Origin of the sequence: Phytoactinopolyspora halotolerans, assembly GCF_010550675.1 — a bacterium.
Classification (GTDB): Bacteria; Actinomycetota; Actinomycetes; order Jiangellales; family Jiangellaceae; genus Phytoactinopolyspora; species Phytoactinopolyspora halotolerans.
Genome location: NZ_JAAGOA010000005.1, coordinates 196,152 through 212,343, shown reverse-complemented (window position 1 = coordinate 212,343; position 16,192 = coordinate 196,152). Strand labels below are relative to the sequence as shown.

The 16,192-nt window shown below is 68.8% G+C and carries 16 protein-coding genes; 13 read left to right on the top strand and 3 right to left on the bottom strand.

Annotated elements, in window-relative coordinates; genetic code table 11:
• The first annotated feature begins 108 nt into the window (after positions 1–108).
• From G1H10_RS09225 to G1H10_RS09195, 7 genes are all read left to right on the top strand, one after another.
• Entirely contained in the window at positions 109–1,038 is a 930-nt protein-coding gene (locus tag G1H10_RS09225; RefSeq protein ID WP_163736269.1) for a proline dehydrogenase family protein, read from the top strand.
• Complete coding sequence (gene proC / locus G1H10_RS09220) at positions 1,035–1,838, top strand: pyrroline-5-carboxylate reductase (RefSeq protein ID WP_163735905.1); 804 nt, start codon at positions 1,035–1,037, stop codon at positions 1,836–1,838. Before G1H10_RS09225 ends, proC begins: the two co-directional genes overlap by 4 nt.
• Positions 1,839–2,018: 180 nt before the next feature.
• Complete coding sequence (locus tag G1H10_RS09215) at positions 2,019–3,209, top strand: acetoin utilization protein AcuC (protein WP_163735904.1); 1,191 nt, start codon at positions 2,019–2,021, stop codon at positions 3,207–3,209.
• Between the two features lie 126 nt (positions 3,210–3,335).
• Positions 3,336–3,566, top strand: a complete 231-nt coding sequence (locus G1H10_RS09210) for a helix-turn-helix domain-containing protein (RefSeq protein ID WP_163735901.1) — start codon at positions 3,336–3,338, stop codon at positions 3,564–3,566.
• A 164-nt stretch (positions 3,567–3,730) separates the two neighbouring features.
• The gene (locus G1H10_RS09205; protein ID WP_013020966.1) at positions 3,731–3,832 is read left to right on the top strand and encodes a 30S ribosomal protein bS22; all 102 of its coding nucleotides are present in this window, start codon (positions 3,731–3,733) and stop codon (positions 3,830–3,832) included.
• Between the two features lie 49 nt (positions 3,833–3,881).
• On the top strand, positions 3,882–4,946 hold the full coding sequence (locus tag G1H10_RS09200) for an NAD-dependent epimerase/dehydratase family protein (protein WP_216853060.1): 1,065 nt from the start codon (positions 3,882–3,884) through the stop codon (positions 4,944–4,946).
• Positions 4,943–5,809, top strand: a complete 867-nt coding sequence (locus G1H10_RS09195; protein WP_163735898.1) for a lysophospholipid acyltransferase family protein — start codon at positions 4,943–4,945, stop codon at positions 5,807–5,809. Before G1H10_RS09200 ends, G1H10_RS09195 begins: the two co-directional genes overlap by 4 nt.
• Positions 5,810–5,839: 30 nt before the next feature.
• Here the strand turns inward: G1H10_RS09195 and G1H10_RS09190 are convergent, their stop codons facing one another.
• Positions 5,840–6,688, bottom strand: a complete 849-nt coding sequence (locus G1H10_RS09190) for an HAD family hydrolase (protein WP_163735895.1) — start codon at positions 6,686–6,688, stop codon at positions 5,840–5,842.
• A gap of 149 nt (positions 6,689–6,837) precedes the next feature.
• Between G1H10_RS09190 and G1H10_RS09185 the strand changes: the two genes are divergently transcribed.
• The 6 genes from G1H10_RS09185 (at position 6,838) to hemB (ending at position 13,149) form a co-directional block, all read left to right on the top strand.
• A complete protein-coding gene (locus G1H10_RS09185) occupies positions 6,838–7,098 on the top strand; it encodes a glutaredoxin family protein (RefSeq protein WP_163735891.1) in 261 nt (86 codons plus the stop codon).
• A gap of 330 nt (positions 7,099–7,428) precedes the next feature.
• Complete coding sequence (locus G1H10_RS09180) at positions 7,429–8,139, top strand: redox-sensing transcriptional repressor Rex (RefSeq protein WP_163736263.1); 711 nt, start codon at positions 7,429–7,431, stop codon at positions 8,137–8,139.
• A complete protein-coding gene (locus tag G1H10_RS09175; protein ID WP_163735889.1) occupies positions 8,136–9,497 on the top strand; it encodes a glutamyl-tRNA reductase in 1,362 nt (453 codons plus the stop codon). The genes G1H10_RS09180 and G1H10_RS09175 overlap by 4 nt, the downstream gene beginning before the upstream one ends.
• Entirely contained in the window at positions 9,494–10,480 is a 987-nt protein-coding gene (hemC, locus tag G1H10_RS09170; protein ID WP_163735887.1) for a hydroxymethylbilane synthase, read from the top strand. The genes G1H10_RS09175 and hemC overlap by 4 nt, the downstream gene beginning before the upstream one ends.
• Positions 10,477–12,087, top strand: coding sequence for a bifunctional uroporphyrinogen-III C-methyltransferase/uroporphyrinogen-III synthase (locus G1H10_RS34475; protein ID WP_163735884.1), 1,611 nt, complete (start codon positions 10,477–10,479; stop codon positions 12,085–12,087). The genes hemC and G1H10_RS34475 overlap by 4 nt, the downstream gene beginning before the upstream one ends.
• Positions 12,088–12,177: 90 nt before the next feature.
• The gene (hemB, locus tag G1H10_RS09160) at positions 12,178–13,149 is read left to right on the top strand and encodes a porphobilinogen synthase (protein WP_163735881.1); all 972 of its coding nucleotides are present in this window, start codon (positions 12,178–12,180) and stop codon (positions 13,147–13,149) included.
• Between the two features lie 115 nt (positions 13,150–13,264).
• On the opposite strand, the gene G1H10_RS09155 is transcribed toward hemB, so the two are convergent.
• Entirely contained in the window at positions 13,265–14,998 is a 1,734-nt protein-coding gene (locus tag G1H10_RS09155; RefSeq protein WP_163735879.1) for a dipeptide ABC transporter ATP-binding protein, read from the bottom strand.
• Positions 14,995–16,011, bottom strand: coding sequence for an Lrp/AsnC family transcriptional regulator (locus G1H10_RS09150; RefSeq protein ID WP_163735876.1), 1,017 nt, complete (start codon positions 16,009–16,011; stop codon positions 14,995–14,997). Before G1H10_RS09150 ends, G1H10_RS09155 begins: the two co-directional genes overlap by 4 nt.
• Positions 16,012–16,192 lie beyond the last annotated feature (181 nt).

The following is a 16,192-nucleotide window of genomic DNA, read 5'->3' as shown; positions in this document are numbered from 1 at the left end:
TCGCGCGGCTTCTGCTCGCCGTTCCGGCGCGCCCGCGTCGTGGTGCCGTAGCCTGACCACGGAGAGGGATGTGCGCGAGCGGAAGGGGCGGCTGCTGTGGCCGGATCGTTGTCCAGGTCGGTGTTGTTCGCCGCGGCCCGGAACGAACACCTGAAGGAAGCGATCGAACGCATTCCGTTGACCCGTCGGTTGGTCGCGCGTTACGTGGCGGGCGCCACGGAGGACGCGGTCGTCCGAGTCGCCGGTCAACTCGTGGCCAACGGCCTGAACGTCAGCATCGACCACCTGGGCGAGCACACCCGGGACGCCGCGCAGGCGGGACGCGTCGCCGAGACCTACGTGTCTCTGCTGGACGCCGTGGACGACGGAGGACTGGCCGGACACGTCGAGGTGTCGGTGAAGCTGTCGGCGATCGGTCAGGCACTTCATGACGACGGCGAGAAGCTCGCATTGGAGCACGCGCGGCGGATCTGCCAGGCGGCGCGGAACGCCGGCACGACGGTGACCCTCGACATGGAGGACCACACCACAACCGATTCCACACTGAGCATCCTGCGCGAGCTTCGCTTAGATTTCCCTGAGACCGGAGCCGTCCTGCAGGCGTACTTGCGGCGTACCGAGGGTGACTGCCGGGATCTGGCCTATCCGGGCTCTCGGGTGCGTCTCTGCAAGGGCGCGTACGACGAGCCTCCCAGCGTCGCGTTCCAGCACAGGTCCGATGTGGACCGGTCCTACGTCCGGTGCGCGAAGATCCTGCTGGCTGCGGACTGTTACCCGATGCTGGCCACGCACGATCCGCGGCTGGTGGAGATCACCGGGGCGCTGGCCGCGAAGAACCGGCGGGCGCAGGGCAGCTACGAGTATCAGATGCTGTACGGCGTACGGCCGGACGAGCAATATCGGTTGGTGCGTGCTGGTGAGCGCGTGCGTGTTTACGTGCCGTACGGTGAGGACTGGTACGGATACCTGGTTCGGAGGCTGGCCGAGCGGCCGGCCAACCTGAGCCTCTTTCTTCGATCGGTGGCGAGTAAACGATGACGGTTGCGATCCTCGGTGCCGGAGTCATGGGCGAGGCCCTCCTCTCCGGTCTGGTCCGAGCGGGTAGGCGAGTCGATGAACTGCTCGTGACGGAACGCCGCGCTGAGCGTGCGCAGGAGCTGACCGATCGGTACGGGGTGGACGTCGTGGACAGCCCGGCCGCCGTCAAGCGCGCGGATACCGTGATCATCGTCGTCAAACCCCAGGACATGGGGGCGCTGCTCACCGAGATCCATGATTCGGTCCGGCCCGGGCACCTGGTGGTCAGCCTGGCGGCCGGGATCACCACCGGATTCATCGAGTCGCAGTTGCCGGAGGGCGTCGCCGTCGTTCGGGTGATGCCGAACACGCCGGCTCTGGTGGACGAGGGCATGGTGGCGATCGCGCCGGGCACCCATTGCGACGAGAGACATCTGACGGAGGCCGAGGACCTGCTGCGGTCCACCGGCAAGGTGCTCCGCGTGCCGGAGAAGCAGCTGGACGCCGTCACCGCGATCTCCGGATCCGGGCCGGCGTACGTGTTCTACGTCGTGGAAGCGATGATCGAGGCCGGCGTGCACATGGGCTTGCCACGTGCGACGGCCACCGAGCTCGTCGTCCAGACCTTGGTGGGCTCGGCGAAACTGCTGCGTGAGACCGGTGAGCATCCGACCGTGCTGCGCGAGGGCGTCACGTCGCCCGGCGGGACGACCGCGGCGGCGATCCGTCTGCTCGAGGACGGTAAGGTCCGGGCGGACTTCCTGGCGGCCATCGAGGCAGCGCGGGACCGCTCCCGCGCGCTCTCCTCCGGCAACGCCTGAAGCTTTCCGTTTGGCGTGGGTCGGGAGATGCCGTCCTCGCCCAGCAGTCTCGTCCTCGCTGGCGCTCGTCCTCGCTGATGCCCGCCACACCATGGACGGCATCTCCCGACCCACGCTGCCTTGATCTCCTTGGCGTCCCCGGGGTTGAACGTACGGGCATCCGGTCTAGGGTCGGGGAGTATGGACGAGCGCGGGACGACGGTGTACGTGGCGTGGGACGAGTCGCTGATGCGGTACGACTTCGGGCCGAACCATCCGATGAACCCGGTGCGGCTCGACTTCACCGTCCGGCTCGCCCGCGAGATGGGCGTGCTGTCGCTGCCAGGTGTGCGGATGGTTTCCCCGGACACCGCGGACGACGAGTTGCTCACATCCGTGCACAACCCGGACTACGTGCAGGCGGTCCGGGACGCGAGCGCGGATCCCGCGCGGATGGATCTCTCCTACGGGCTCGGCACCGACGATGTGCCGTGCTTCTCGGGTATGCACGACGTCAGCGCGCGCATCCTCGGCGGGACCGTGGCGGCTGCTCGGTCGGTGTGGAAGGGCACGACCCTGCACGGCGTGAGTGTCGCCGGCGGCCTGCACCATGCGATGCCAGGGGCCGCCTCCGGCTTCTGCGTGTACAACGACGTCGCGGCCGGCATCCAGGCGATGCTCGACGCCGGTGCCGAGCGGGTCGCCTACGTGGACGTGGACGTCCACCACGGCGACGGAGTACAGGCGATCTTCTACGACGACCCGCGGGTGCTGACCATCAGCCTGCACGAGAACCCGCAGACACTGTTTCCGGGTACCGGATTCCCGCACGAGGTCGGCGGCGGCGACGCGGAGGGCTCGGCGGTGAATGTGGCGCTGCCACCCGGCACCGGTGACGCCGGCTGGTTGCGCGCCTTCCACGCCGTCGTCCCGCCCCTGCTGCGGACATGGAAACCGCAGGTGCTCGTCTCCCAGCACGGATGTGACAGCCACATCGACGATCCGCTGGCGCACCTGGCGTTGACGGTCGATGGGCAACGCGCGGCCGAGCTGGCCATCCAGGCGTTGGCCGACGAACTGTGTGACGGCCGCTGGCTGGCCACCGGCGGCGGGGGATACGCCCTGGCCGATGTCGTGCCGCGAACCTGGACGCACCTGTTGGCGATAGCGGCCGGTCGGCCGATCAGCCCTGAGACCCCGGTGCCGGAGAGCTGGCGGACCTATGTCGGCCGGCTGGACTATGGGCTGGCACCACTACGTATGACCGACGGAGCCGACGCTGCCTTCTCCGACTGGGAGGACGGGTACGATCCGGCGGACTGGCTCGACCAGGCGATTCTCGCCACCCGGACGGCCGTCTTCCCGCTGCATGGCTTGGATCCACACGCATAATCGGCACTTCTGTATCCAAATGGTCACTCCCCTTTCCCATCCGTCACATCAGCCACTACCATCGTGAGTACAGGTGCCGTTGTCGATGTGCGAAGGACGCACCGCCGGTGCCGTGGTGGAGGAGCGATGACGACGAGCGGACCGGGTGGGACACCAGGACAGCCGCTGGGCGAGGTGCGTTTCCTCACGGTTGCCGAAGTGGCGTCTGTGATGAGGGTGTCCAAGATGACGGTCTACCGGCTCGTACACGCGGGGACGCTGCCTGCGGTGCAGGTCGGCCGGTCGTTCCGTATACCCGAAAACGCCGTTCACGAGTATCTGGACAGCTCGTACGTACAGGGCATGCAGGCCGGCTGAGGTGGCGTATCGTCCGTCTGCACGACGCGGTCGCATCACCACTCTCACGGTGCGGGTACGCTTACCGGTGTCGCGTGCTGAACACCTCGTGCCGTCCTAGCGGGCCGCAGGTATTCTCTGTGCGCGGAACTCCAACGTCCGTACGAACTGAGTGAGGTTGCCCAGTGGGCTCTGTGGTCAAGAAGCGGCGTAAGCGCATGGCGAAGAAGAAGCACCGCAAGCTGCTGCGTCGTACCCGCGTCCAGCGTCGTCGCCAGGGTAAGTGATCTGGAGCCTGCCTATCGGCTCGAAAGATTCCCAGGGAGGTGAGCCTGGGTGTCCAGAGTGATGGTCGTCGGTGTCGCCCGCTACCTCGGGGCGCGACTGGCTCGCCTGCTTGCCGAGGATCCCAAGGTGGACCACGTCATCGGTGTCGACGTGGTGCCGCCGTCCGCCGATCTCGGCCCGGTCGACTTCGTCGAGGCGGACATCACCACGTCGGCGATCAACAGTGCCATCGCGCGTTCCCGGCCCGACGTCGTCGTGCATATGAACATCCTCGCCACCCGCGCCGACGCCGGTGGCCGCGTGCCGCAGAAAGAGATCAACGTCATCGGCACGATGCAGCTGCTCGCGGCGTGCCAGCGGTCGGAGACGGTGCGGAAGCTGGTGGTGAAGTCCTCCACCGCGGTCTATGGCGCGTCGCCGAGTGCGCCCGCGCTGGCCGCAGAGGACATGGTGCAGAACGCTGCCGTGCGCCGGGGGTATGAGAAGGACGCCAGCGAGGTCGAGGCGTACGTGCGCGGCTTCACCCGGCGACGGCCGGACGTGGACGTGACCATCCTGCGGTTCGTCAACGTGCTGGGACCGGCGATACGCACCGTCCTCTCCGAGTATTTCGTGCTTCCGGTGGTGCCCGTGGTCTTCGGCCACGATCCGCGCTTCCAGCTCATCCACGAGGAAGACTGCCTGGACTCGCTCCGGTTGGCCACGATCGAGTCGCGGCCGGGCATCTTCAACGTGGCAGGCGACGGATTCCTGGTGCTCAGCCAGGCGCTCGCCCGGGCCGGCCGGGTTCCGCTGCCCTTGCCCACCCTCGGTTCGCCGGTGGTGCGGGGGATGTTGCGGCAGGCCGGCATCGCCGATATGGATTCCGTACAGACCCGGTTTCTCACCTACGGCCGGGGTGTCGACACCACCCGCATGCGTGAGCACCTGGGGTTCGTCCCGCGGTTCAGCACGGTCGATGCGTTCGACGCGTTCGTCGAGGCGCGCGCCCGCGGCGGGTTCCTCGACCGGGAACGCGTGGCGGCCGCGGATCAACTGCTGCGTTCCGTACTCGGCCTGAACGGTCTGCCTGATCGTGCGTCCGGTGACGAGCGAGGCGGTGTGACGAGATGACGAGCATGTTCGACTTCTTCGGCGGTGACATGGCCCGGCGGGCGGAGAGCGTGCTGGACTTCGCCCGCCGCCGCCTGACCGGGGAGTTCACCGTCGACCCGTTCGGCTTCGACGAGGAACTCACCGAGAACGTCCTGCTGCCGGCGCTGCGCCCGCTGTATCGGAACTGGTTCCGGGTGGACGTGCGCGGTATCGAGAACGTGCCGGCCGACGACGCCGCGCTGGTGGTCGCCAACCATTCGGGCACGGTGCCGGTGGACTCGCTGATGACGCAGCTGGCCGTGCACGATGAGCATCCAGCGCACCGTCATCTGCGTGCCCTCGGCGCCACGCTGGTCTTCCAGCTACCGGTGATCTCCGATCTGGCCCGCAAGAGCGGCTCGACTCTGGCCTGCAACGAAGACGTGGAGAAGCTGCTGTCCAGCGGGGAGTTGGTCGGCGTCTGGCCGGAGGGTTTCAAGGGCGTGGGGAAGCCCTACTCGGAGCGTTACCGGCTGCAGCGGTTCGGACGCGGAGGGTTCGTCGCCGCGGCGCTGCGCTCCCGTGCTCCGATCGTGCCGTGCTCCATCGTCGGCGCCGAGGAGATCTATCCGATGATCGCCAGCGCGGACTTCCTCGCTCGGCTGCTCCGGCTGCCTTATCTCCCGATCACCCCCACCTTCCCATGGCTGGGCCCATTGGGCCTGGTGCCGTTGCCGTCGAAATGGACGATCGAGTTCGGCGAGCCGATTCCCACCGATGAATACCCGGACGGCGCGGCCGACGACCCCATGGTGATCTTCGAACTCACGGACCAGGTCCGCGACACCATCCAGCAGACGCTGAACAGGCTCCTCGACGGACGCGGCAACCCGTTCTTCTGACGCGTCGAGCGGATCACGTCGTCGTGTGGGTCATCGGCGGCGGGCGACGCTGACACCGACGACACTGCCCACGGCCGCGCCGGCGACGGCGGCGACGCCCAGTGTGGTGTTCCGCCGCCGCCCCCGATAGTCACGGACCCGCCAGCCGTGTCTGCGTGCGTGTGCCCGTAGTCGCCGATCGGGGTTCACCGCGCACGGGTGGCCGACCAGGGACAACAGCGGAATGTCATTCGCCGAGTCGCTGTAGGCGGAGCACCGGCCCAGATCGAGCCCTTCTCTGGCGGCCAGCGAGCGTACCGCCGCCGCCTTCGCCTCCCCGTGCAGCAGATCTCCCACCAGCCTCCCCGTGTAGTACCCGTCGAGATGCTCGGCGACCGTGCCCAGGGCGCCGGTCAGGCCGAGTTTCTGCGCGATGATGGTGGCGATCTCGGCCGGCGCCGCCGTGACCAACCACACACGTTGCCCCTGATCGATGTGCATCCGCGCGATCGCCTGGGTGCCCGGCCAGATCTTGCCGGCCATCCGCTCGTCGAAGATCTCCTCGCCGATGTCGCTGAGTTCGGCCACGGATCGGCCTGCGATGAACATCAGCGCCGCGTTCCGTGCCTCATCCATATGCTCCGGATCCTCCGCCCCGAAGAGGAACCGCGTTTGCTGATACCCGAACCGGACGATGTCGCTGGTCCGGAAGAACTCCCGCTCATACAGTCCGCGCGCCAGGTAGAACAGCGACGCACCGCGCAGCAACGTGTTGTCCAGGTCGAAGAATGCCGCTGCCCGCGAGTCCGGCGGGAGATAGACACCTGCTGTGACCTCAGCGGTCTCCGCTGCGGCCACACCGACTCGGTCATACCGGTCCGGACTCCGCCTCAGGCGCATGGCCTCCAGCGTAGCGGCGTCCGTCCGCCCGGTAGCGTGGAACCCGAAACGACGCGATCCACGGTCTTACTCGGCCGACGGACCACGCTTGCCGGAGAATCGAGCGGACGGAAACCGCAGACGCCAAGGTGAACAGGGAGATGGCACGGATGGCCAGAGTGAGGATCCTGACCCGCCCAGGCTGTCACCTCTGCGACGACGCCCGCGCCGTGATCGAGCGCGTCTGCCGCGACCTCGGTGTGGAATGGGAGGAGCAGAGCATCGCCGGCGACCCCGAGCTGGAGCGTCGCTACGGCGACGAGATCCCGGTCACGTTCGTCGACGGCGAGACGCACGACTTCTGGCGCGTCGACGAGGCCCGCCTCCGCAAAGCTCTCTCCCCCAAACGATCCCTCTTCCGCCGCGGGTGACCACCGCGTCGTTGTCTCCCCTTCCGTAGGGTGGAGAGCGAGGTGAGCCGGGAAATCCGTCCTCCAGGGCTTGGACGGGCATCGGCGTGGAAGGAGCCGCTAGGCGACGACCTCGCCGCGGGCGGGGAGGACGGATTTCCCGGCTCACCTCGCGGGCCGGGCCCCTCATAGACCACGTCAGCCAAGATCGCAACTTTGTGCATGGCTTCACAAGTGCCCTAGGGTGGGGGTCATAGTACGTTCCGCCGGATCCGGGTGCTACCCCACCCCCGGGGATGACGATTCCGGACCGGCCGACCGGGGAGTATCGTGGCCCGACCTACTCGACCGTTGGCGCAGCTCGCGCCGGCGCCGTCGCCTCGTGGTGTGCCTGAGGCGACGGTAGCTCGGCTTCCGCTGTACCTGCGCGCCTTGACCTCGCTGTCCGATCGCGGTGTGGCGACGGTCTCATCCGACGAACTCGCCGAGACAGCGGGGGTCAACTCGGCGAAACTGCGCAAGGATCTGTCGTACCTCGGTTCGTACGGGACCCGGGGTGTCGGTTACGAGGTCGAGTTCCTCCGGCACCAGATCACCCGCGAGATCGGTCTGACACAGGACTGGGCCGTGGTGATCATCGGCATCGGTAATCTCGGCCATGCCCTCGCCAACTACGGTGGCTTCGCGTCCCGCGGGTTTCGCATCGCCGCGCTGGTCGACGCGGATGAGCGCCGCTCCGGCGAGGAAGTCGCCGGCCTGAAGGTCCGGCACTCGGATGAACTGGAAGACGTGATCGAGACATTGAACATCTCGATCGCCGTGGTGGCCACTCCGGCGCATGCCGCGCAGGCGGTCTGCGATCGTGTCGTCGCGGCGGGTATCACCAGTATCCTGAACTTCGCTCCGGCCGTGGTCCAGGTGCCTGAGGGGGTCGAGCTCCGGAAGGTCGATCTGTCGACGGAGCTGCAGATCTTGGCCTACCACGAACAGCGCAAGAACGGCGCGGCACTGGCCCTCACGGCCGAGCAGGCGGTCGAACTGGCGAAGGCGGTTCGTGGATGAGTGTTCTGGTGATGGGGCTGTCGCACCGTAGCGCCCCGGTGGAGGCGCTGGAGGACGTGGCGCTGGGCAGCGACGCGGCGGCGAAGATCCTCGACGAGGTGCACACGGCGAGTCACATCTGTGAGGCTGTCGTGGTCGCCACGTGCAACCGGCTGGAGCTGTACGCGGACGTCGCCACCTTCCATGGAGCGGTCGAAGAGGCCGGGGCGATGCTGTCGTCGCACACCGGCGTGCCACTGGAGCTGCTGACGCCCTATCTGTACGTCCACTACGACGAGCGTGCGGTTTCGCACCTGTTCCACGTGGTCAGCGGCCTGGACTCGATGGTGGTCGGGGAGACGCAGATTCTGGGTCAGGTCCGGGAGGCGTTCCGGCTGGCGCAGACCTCGGGCGCGACGGGCCGGGTGCTCAGCGAACTCTTTCAGAGTGCTCTGCGGGTCGGCAAGCGCGCGCACGCCGAGACCGACATTGATACGGCCGGCCGGTCGCTCGTCACGGTCGGGATGGCCACCCTGGCCCCGGCGATCGCGCCGGACGGGTGGGCGATCGGGCAGGTGGACGGGCGCTCCTGGCGGGATCTGGTCAGCGGCAGCCGCGCGCTGGTCGTCGGCGCCGGTTCCATGTCCGCACTGGCGGCTTCCACCCTGGCGGACGCCGGCGTGGAAGTCGTGGTGGCGAACCGGACACCGGAACACGCCGAGCGGCTGGCCTCGTCGGTGAACGGACGCGCGGTGCCGATGAGTCGTGTCCCGGCGGAACTCGATCAGGTCGACGTGCTGATCTCGTGCACCGGAGCCACGGGCGTGGTGATCCCCTATGACCTGGTGGAGGAGGCGGTCACGCGACGCGACGGGCGACCGCTCGGGATCCTCGACCTGGCACTGCCGCATGACGTGGACGCCTCCGTCGTGGAGCTGCCCGGCGTGGTGCTCGCCGATCTCTCCACGTTGGCCGAGGCGCAGGACGCCGACGGCGGCGTGGTAGCCGACCATGTGGAAGACGTGCGGGCCATCGTCGTCGACGAGGTTTCCGCGTACGCGACAGCGCGACGCTCGGAGCGGGTCGCTCCCACGGTCGTCGCGCTGCGGACGATGGCCGACGACGTGGTCGAGGCAGAGCTCTCCCGGATGGAGGGGCGGCTGCCGGATCTCGACGAGCGGACCCGGGCCGAGGTCTCCGCCACGGTGCGGCGTGTGGTGGACAAGTTGTTGCACTCGCCGACGGTGCGAGTGAAGGAACTCGCCGCACAGCCCGACGGCGCATCGTACGAGACGGCTCTTCGTGAGCTGTTCGCGCTGGATCATCGCGCGATCGAAGCAGTGGCCAAACCGGACCGGAAGCGTGGTGATCAGGAATGAGCGACCCGCTTCGGCTCGGTACCCGGGGCAGCAAGCTGGCGTTGGCGCAATCCCAGGGGGTCGCGGACGCACTGACCGCGGCGACCGGCCGCGAGGTGCGCCTGGTCGAGATCACCACGTACGGCGACGTGTCGAACGAGCCGCTCGCCGGCATCGGCGGCACGGGTGTGTTCGTCAACGCACTCCGGGAGGCGTTGCTCGACGGCCGGGTCGACGTCGCCGTGCATTCGCTGAAGGATCTGCCCACTGCGGACGCGGAGGGCCTGACCCTGGCGGCGGTGCCGACGCGCGCGGACCCGAGAGATGCGCTCTGCGCCCGGGACGGCTTGACGCTGGGCGAACTGCCCCCGGGCTCGACCGTGGGCACCGGATCGCCGCGACGTTCGGCACAACTACGCGCGCTCGGGCTCGACCTGGAGGTCGTGCCGATCCGCGGCAATGTCGATACCCGGTTGTCCAAGGTCGCCGACGGCGAGTTGGACGGCGTGGTGCTCGCGCACGCGGGTCTGGCCCGGCTCGGGCGGCTGGACTCGGTGACCGAGGTGCTTGATCCTCTTCAGATGTTGCCCGCCCCTGGGCAGGGTGCGCTGGCGGTCGAGTGCCGCTCCGATGCCGCCGAACTGGTGAACATGCTGGCTGTTGTGGACGACCCGACGACGCGGGCCGCGGTTCTGGCCGAGCGGACGTTGCTGGCCGTCCTCGATTCCGGTTGCAGCGCCCCTGTCGGTGCGTACGCTGTAGCCGCAGAGGGGGATTACGCACCGGACGACGCGTCGACGGGCGCGACCGTCCAGCTGGAACTGTACGTCAGGGGCGCTGTCATCTCCGGTGACGGCGCCGTGAATATCCGCAAGTCCGTCACCGGTCCGGTCGAGAAAGCTGAGGAGCTCGGGCGACAGCTCGCCCACGAGCTCCTCGACGACGGGGCCGGGGCCGTTGTCGGCGTCGAGCCACCGGCGCCGAAGGAGGAGAACGTCTCGTGACCACTCCGCGCAACGCGCGTCAGCGCAACGATTCTGGAGGCGTCGCATTTGTCGGCGCCGGACCCGGCGACCCCGGGCTTCTTACACTCCGAGCCGTAGAGGCACTCAACGGTGCGGACGTCGTCGTCATCGACGAGACCGTGCCGCACCAGATACTGGAGCATGCGCCGGAGCTCGTCGAGGTGGTGGACGTCAGCGTCGACGACGCCGGCGTCGCGCTCACCGCGAGTGCGCGCGGTCGGCGTGTGGCGCAGGCGGCGAAGAACGGCCGGCGCGTCGTACGGCTGCTCGAGGGCGACCCCTTCAGCCACCCGACCGGCAGCGATGAGGTGCTCTCCTGCGTCAAGGGCGGCATCCCGTTCGAGGTCGTGGCCGGCGTCGCCACCAGCACGGCGGTTCCGACCCACGCCGGGATCCCGCTGGTGTCCGGTCGCCGGCGCAGCGCCCAGCTGATCGACGTCGGCGGCAAGATCGACCTGCACTCGTGTACGGCGGACACACTGGTGTTCACGGGTATCACCGAGCAGCTGGCAGATGTCGCCCAAGGCCTCGTCGACGCGGGTCGCGTGCCGAGCACCCCGATAGCGGTCGTCACCCGAGGCAGCACGGTCGAGCAGCAGACGCTGGTCTCGACGCTGGCGGACGTGGTGGGCGCGGTGAAGGCCGCGAAGACCGAAGGCCCGTACGTACTGGTCGTCGGCGACGCGGTCGAGTACCGCGACTCGCTGTCCTGGTTCGAGACCAAGCCGCTGTTCGGATGGCGGGTGCTGGTTCCGCGGACCAAGGAGCAGGCCGGTTCGCTCACCGCCGCGCTGCGCAAGTCGGGTGCGGTTCCGGAGGAGGTCCCGACCATCTCGGTCGAACCGCCACGGAACCCGCAGCAGATCGACAAGGCCGTCCGGGGCATGGTCGAGGGCCGCTACGAGTGGATCGCCTTCACCTCCTTCAACGCGCTGCGTGCGGTGAAGGAGAAGCTGGTCGGCTACGGTCTGGACGCCCGGGCGCTGTCCGGGCTGAAGGTCGCCGCGGTGGGCGAGAAGACCGCCGAGGCGCTGCGTGCCTGGGGTGTCGAGCCGGATCTGGTGCCGTCCGGTGAGCAGTCCGCGATGGGGCTGCTCGCGGATTGGCCGCCGTACGACGAGGTGCTGGACCCGATCAACCGGGTGTTCCTGCCGCGTGCGGACATCGCCACCGAGACGCTTGCCGCCGGTCTGTCGGAGATGGGCTGGGAGGTCGACGACGTCACCGCGTACCGGACGGTGCGGGCGGCGCCGCCGCCGGCGGCGACGCGCGAGGCGATCAAGACCGGCAAGTTCGATGCGGTGTTGTTCACCTCGTCGTCCACGGTGCGGAACCTGGTCGGCATCGCGGGCAAGCCGCACGCCAACACCGTGATCGCCTGTATCGGCCCGGCTACCGCGAAGACCGCGGAGGAGCACGGGCTGCGGGTCGACGTGATGGCGCCGGAGCCGTCGGTGGAGTTGCTCGCCGAAGCGGTCGCCGACTTCGGTGCCAGCCGCCGGGCGTCGCTGCTCGAGGCGGGTGAGCCGTTGCTCCGGCCGTCCCAGCGGCGCCGGTCCGCGTCGCGGCGCAAGAGCGCCCAGTAATCCCATGCGACGTCCGGCAAGCTTGCGCCCCATGGGCTCGCTGTGCGGGACGTACGCATTGATGACAGCCACAAGCTGAGGAGAACGGCGATGCCGTATCCGCGTGAACGGCCCCGGCGGCTGCGGAGCACGCCGGCGCTGCGCCGGCTGGTCCGCGAGACCGTGCTGGAGCCGCAGCACCTGGTGCTTCCGATGTTCGTCCGGGAGGGTGCCACTGAACCGCGACCGGTGTCGTCGATGCCCGGTGTGGTCCAGCACACGACGGAGAGTCTGCGGAAGGCCGCGGTGGAAGCCGTCGAGGCGGGCGTCGGCGGCCTGATGCTCTTCGCCGTCCCGGAACACAAGGACGCCGACGGGTCTGGTGGCTACGCGCCGGACGGGGCGTTGAACGTCGCTATCCGTGATGTTGTGCATGAGGTCGGCGACGCCACCGTGGTGATGGCGGATCTCTGCCTGGATGAGTTCACCGACCACGGCCACTGCGGGGTGCTGACGCCCGACGGCGCGGTGGACAACGATGCCACACTGCAGGCTTACCAGCGGATGGCGGTGGCGCAGGCGGAGGCGGGCGCGCACGTCGTCGGGCCGAGCGGCATGATGGACGGCCAGGTCGGCGCCGTCCGCGATGCGCTGGACGAGGCCGGACACACCGGCGTCTCCATCCTCGCCTACGCGGTGAAGTACGCGTCCGCGTTCTACGGGCCGTTCCGGGACGCCGTCGAGTCGTCGCTCACCGGCGACCGCCGCACCTATCAGCAGGATCCCGCGAACGCCGTGGAGGCGCTGCGCGAGGTGCGGCTGGACGTGGACGAGGGCGCCGACATGGTGATGGTGAAGCCGGCCCTGTCCTACCTGGACATCGTCACGCGAGTCCGGGAGCTGGTCGACGTCCCCGTCGCCGCCTACCAGGTCTCCGGCGAGTACGCGATGATCGAGGCGGCGGCCGCGAACGGTTGGATCGACCGGGACCGCGCGGTCGAGGAGTCGCTGCTCTCCATCCGTCGCGCCGGGGCGGACACGATCTTGACGTACTGGGCCGTCGACGTCGCCCGTCGCCTTTAGGGAGTCTCGTGGCGTGGCGTCGAGCTCAGTGGAGCTCGGACTACGGCGGAAGGCTGTTTCTGCCCTAGCGACGACGGTCGTCCGGCACTGACCGGATCCCCGTCCGTCGTCCGCCTCAGCTGCCGGCAGCCGCGCGCCTCCGCCGTTGCTCGAGCGGGTCCGGGACCGGCGCCGCCGCGAGCAATCGCTGGGTGTACTCCTCGCGGGGGTGGTAGAGAACCTCGTCGCGGCTGCCCTGCTCGACCAGCGTGCCTCGATGCATGACGGCGATCCGGTTCGCCAGCAGCTCCACCACGGCGAGATCATGGCTGATGAACAGGCAGGAGAAGCCGAGCCGGGCCTGCAGGTCGAGGAACAGGTCGAGCACCCGCGCCTGCACGGACACGTCCAGGGCGCTGGTGGGTTCGTCGGCGACGAGCAACGCCGGGTTCAGGGCGATGGCGCGGGCGATGCCGACCCGCTGCCTCTGACCTCCGGAGAGCTCGTGCGGGAACCGATGCCGCCAGGCCGCGGGTAGCTCGACGCTCTCCAGCAGCGCCGTGACGCGACGCTGGATCTCGGCACGGGACGGCCTCGACGGCTCGGCCTGGAGACGGAAGGGCTCGGCGATACTGTCGCCGATCGGGTAGCGCGGGTTCAACGACGACGCCGGATCCTGAAAGACCATGCCGATGCGGGCCCGTACCCGCCGCAACCGCCGGCGACTCGCCTGCGAGATATCCTCGCCGTCGACGACGACCTGCCCCGACGCCGCACGCAGCAGCCCCACCACGCATCGGCCCAGAGTCGATTTCCCGGAGCCGGACTCGCCGACCAGTCCGACGATCTGGCCGCGCGGAATGTTCAGGGTCACGCCGTCGACGGCGCGGAATGCCGGGCGACCGATCCGGCCCGGGTACTCGACCACGACGTCGCGGAGCTCGAGCGCGTGGGCGGACGCCGTGCCCGGGGCCGTGATGGAAGTGGTGGCGTCGGTGGTGGTGGCGGCGGCGCCGGCGTCCGCGGGCTGCCTGGTGTCCGGTGGCTGCTCCAGCAGCCTGCCCGTCTCCGGGCGCCGGCCCAGATGCGGCACCGCGGCGAGCAGTTCGCGGGTGTACGGGTGGCGCGGCCGGGCGAAGATCTCGTCCACCGGCGCCTGTTCCACGATCTCCCCGCGTCGCATGACCACGACGCGGTCGGCGATGTCGGCGACGACGCCCATGTCGTGGGTGATCAGCACGATCGCGGAGGACAGCCGCCGGCGCAGGTCGCGTAGCAGTTCCAGGATCTCGGCCTGCACCGTGACGTCGAGCGCGGTGGTCGGCTCGTCGGCGATGAGCACGGCGGGGTCGCAGGAGATCGCCATCGCGATGACGGCCCGTTGCCGCTGTCCGCCGGAGAGCTGATGCGGATACGACCGGAAACGTGCGGCTGGATCGGGCAGGCCCACCAGGTCGAGCAGTTCGATGGCACGTGCCTTGGCCGCGGCCTTGGACAGCGAGGTGTGCAGCCGGAGCGCCTCGACGATCTGGGAGCCGACGGTCAGCACCGGGTTCAGCGCGGTCATCGGCTCCTGGAAGACCATCGCGACGTCCTTGCCGCGTAGCCGGCGGAGCCCGGCACGGTCGAGCCGGGTCACGTCGTTGCCGCCTACCTCGATTCGCCCGGTGCGTTCCGCCGTGCGTGGCAGCAGATCGAGGACCGCGGTGGCGCTGACACTCTTGCCGGATCCGGATTCTCCCACCAGCGCGAGGATCTCGCCGGGCTGCACGGAGAACGTGACGTCCCGTGCCGCGTGCACACTGTCCCGGCCGAGCCGGAAGGTCACGTTGAGATCGTGCAGGGCAAGTGCGGGCACGTCCGCTGTCATGCCGGTGCCTCCCCATCTGGGCCGGTGCCGAACGGTGTGTCGACGAGTGTGTAAGCGCGCTTGAGCGTGGCCAGCTCCAGGCCGATCTCCGTCGTGCGTAGCCCGGGCAGGTGCGCCAGCACCGCGGTGGAGAATCGGTGCAGGTCGGCTTGGTCGCGCAGGACCACTTCGCAGCTGAGGTCGGAGTATCCCGCCGTACCCGCCACGTACCGCACCTCAGGACGGGCCGCCAGCTGGCGTGCGGCGTCGTCCAGGTAGCGCAGATCCATGCCGAGCCAGCAGATGACCTCGACGCCGTAGCCGAGCAGCTCGGGGTTGACGATCGTGCTGAACCGCATCCGCCCGTCCCGGACCAGGGCGGTGACCCGGCGTTTCGCCATCGACTCGCTGATGCCGAGTTCACCGGCGAGCGCGGCGAAGCTCAGCCGGGCATCGTCGGCGAGCAACTCCACCAGTGCCTGGTCACGTTCGTCGAGGGGCGTGGGCTCCGTCTCCTCGATCGCGCCACGGGCCTCCGCCAGCAGGCGGGTCGCGTCGTCGTCGAGTGTGCCGTGGGACCACACGTGCGCCACCTTGTAGTGGGCGATGACGTTCTCCGTCACGGTCGACGTGATCCCGTCGACCGCCTCGATGCCGTGGAAGAGTATGCGGGCCAGTTCCCGCTGGGAGGAGACGATCAGCTCGAGCACGATGTCGAACGATCCCGTGACCAGCGCGATGAACCGCACGTCGGGTCGGCGCGCCAACTCGGCGGCCACTCGCGGGCTCTGCCCGACGCGGCACTTGACCTGCATCATCACCGGGTATCCATAGCCGCAGCGCAACGGGTCGGTGGAAGCGACGACGCGCACGATGCCGGAGTTGAACATCCGCTGCGCCCGGCGGGCGACGGTCGTGTCGGAGGTGCCGACGGCGCGGGCGATCTGCTGCCAGGTGGCCCGGCCGTGGATCTGCAGCGCGGCCACGATCTGGCGGTCCAGGTCGTCCAGCGTGACAGCGTCGCCGTCGGTCACGTTCACCATCCTCAAGCTCGGGTGTGTCCGTTGTGGCTTGCTTGGCCGTGTGCAGAGCCTAACCGGAAGTCGGCGCAGAAATCCATTCCGCAACACGCCTGTTACGTCTATCTCCGTCATTGAGCTTGTTAATTCTGCTGATTTCTGGCACCGTTCGCTAGTGGAACGTTGACTTGCGCCA

What these genes read in the sequence shown, in the direction of transcription:
- G1H10_RS09155 (WP_163735879.1), bottom strand. Translation starts at nt 14,998, where the DNA reads ATGACAGCGGACGTGCCCGCACTTGCCCTGCACGATCTCAACGTGACC.
- G1H10_RS09215 (WP_163735904.1), top strand. Translation starts at nt 2,019, where the DNA reads ATGGACGAGCGCGGGACGACGGTGTACGTGGCGTGGGACGAGTCGCTG.
- G1H10_RS09175 (WP_163735889.1), top strand. Translation starts at nt 8,136, where the DNA reads ATGAGTGTTCTGGTGATGGGGCTGTCGCACCGTAGCGCCCCGGTGGAG.
- hemB (WP_163735881.1), top strand. Translation starts at nt 12,178, where the DNA reads ATGCCGTATCCGCGTGAACGGCCCCGGCGGCTGCGGAGCACGCCGGCG.
- G1H10_RS09185 (WP_163735891.1), top strand. Translation starts at nt 6,838, where the DNA reads ATGGCCAGAGTGAGGATCCTGACCCGCCCAGGCTGTCACCTCTGCGAC.
- G1H10_RS09195 (WP_163735898.1), top strand. Translation starts at nt 4,943, where the DNA reads ATGACGAGCATGTTCGACTTCTTCGGCGGTGACATGGCCCGGCGGGCG.
- G1H10_RS09190 (WP_163735895.1), bottom strand. Translation starts at nt 6,688, where the DNA reads ATGCGCCTGAGGCGGAGTCCGGACCGGTATGACCGAGTCGGTGTGGCC.
- proC (WP_163735905.1), top strand. Translation starts at nt 1,035, where the DNA reads ATGACGGTTGCGATCCTCGGTGCCGGAGTCATGGGCGAGGCCCTCCTC.
- G1H10_RS09210 (WP_163735901.1), top strand. Translation starts at nt 3,336, where the DNA reads ATGACGACGAGCGGACCGGGTGGGACACCAGGACAGCCGCTGGGCGAG.
- hemC (WP_163735887.1), top strand. Translation starts at nt 9,494, where the DNA reads ATGAGCGACCCGCTTCGGCTCGGTACCCGGGGCAGCAAGCTGGCGTTG.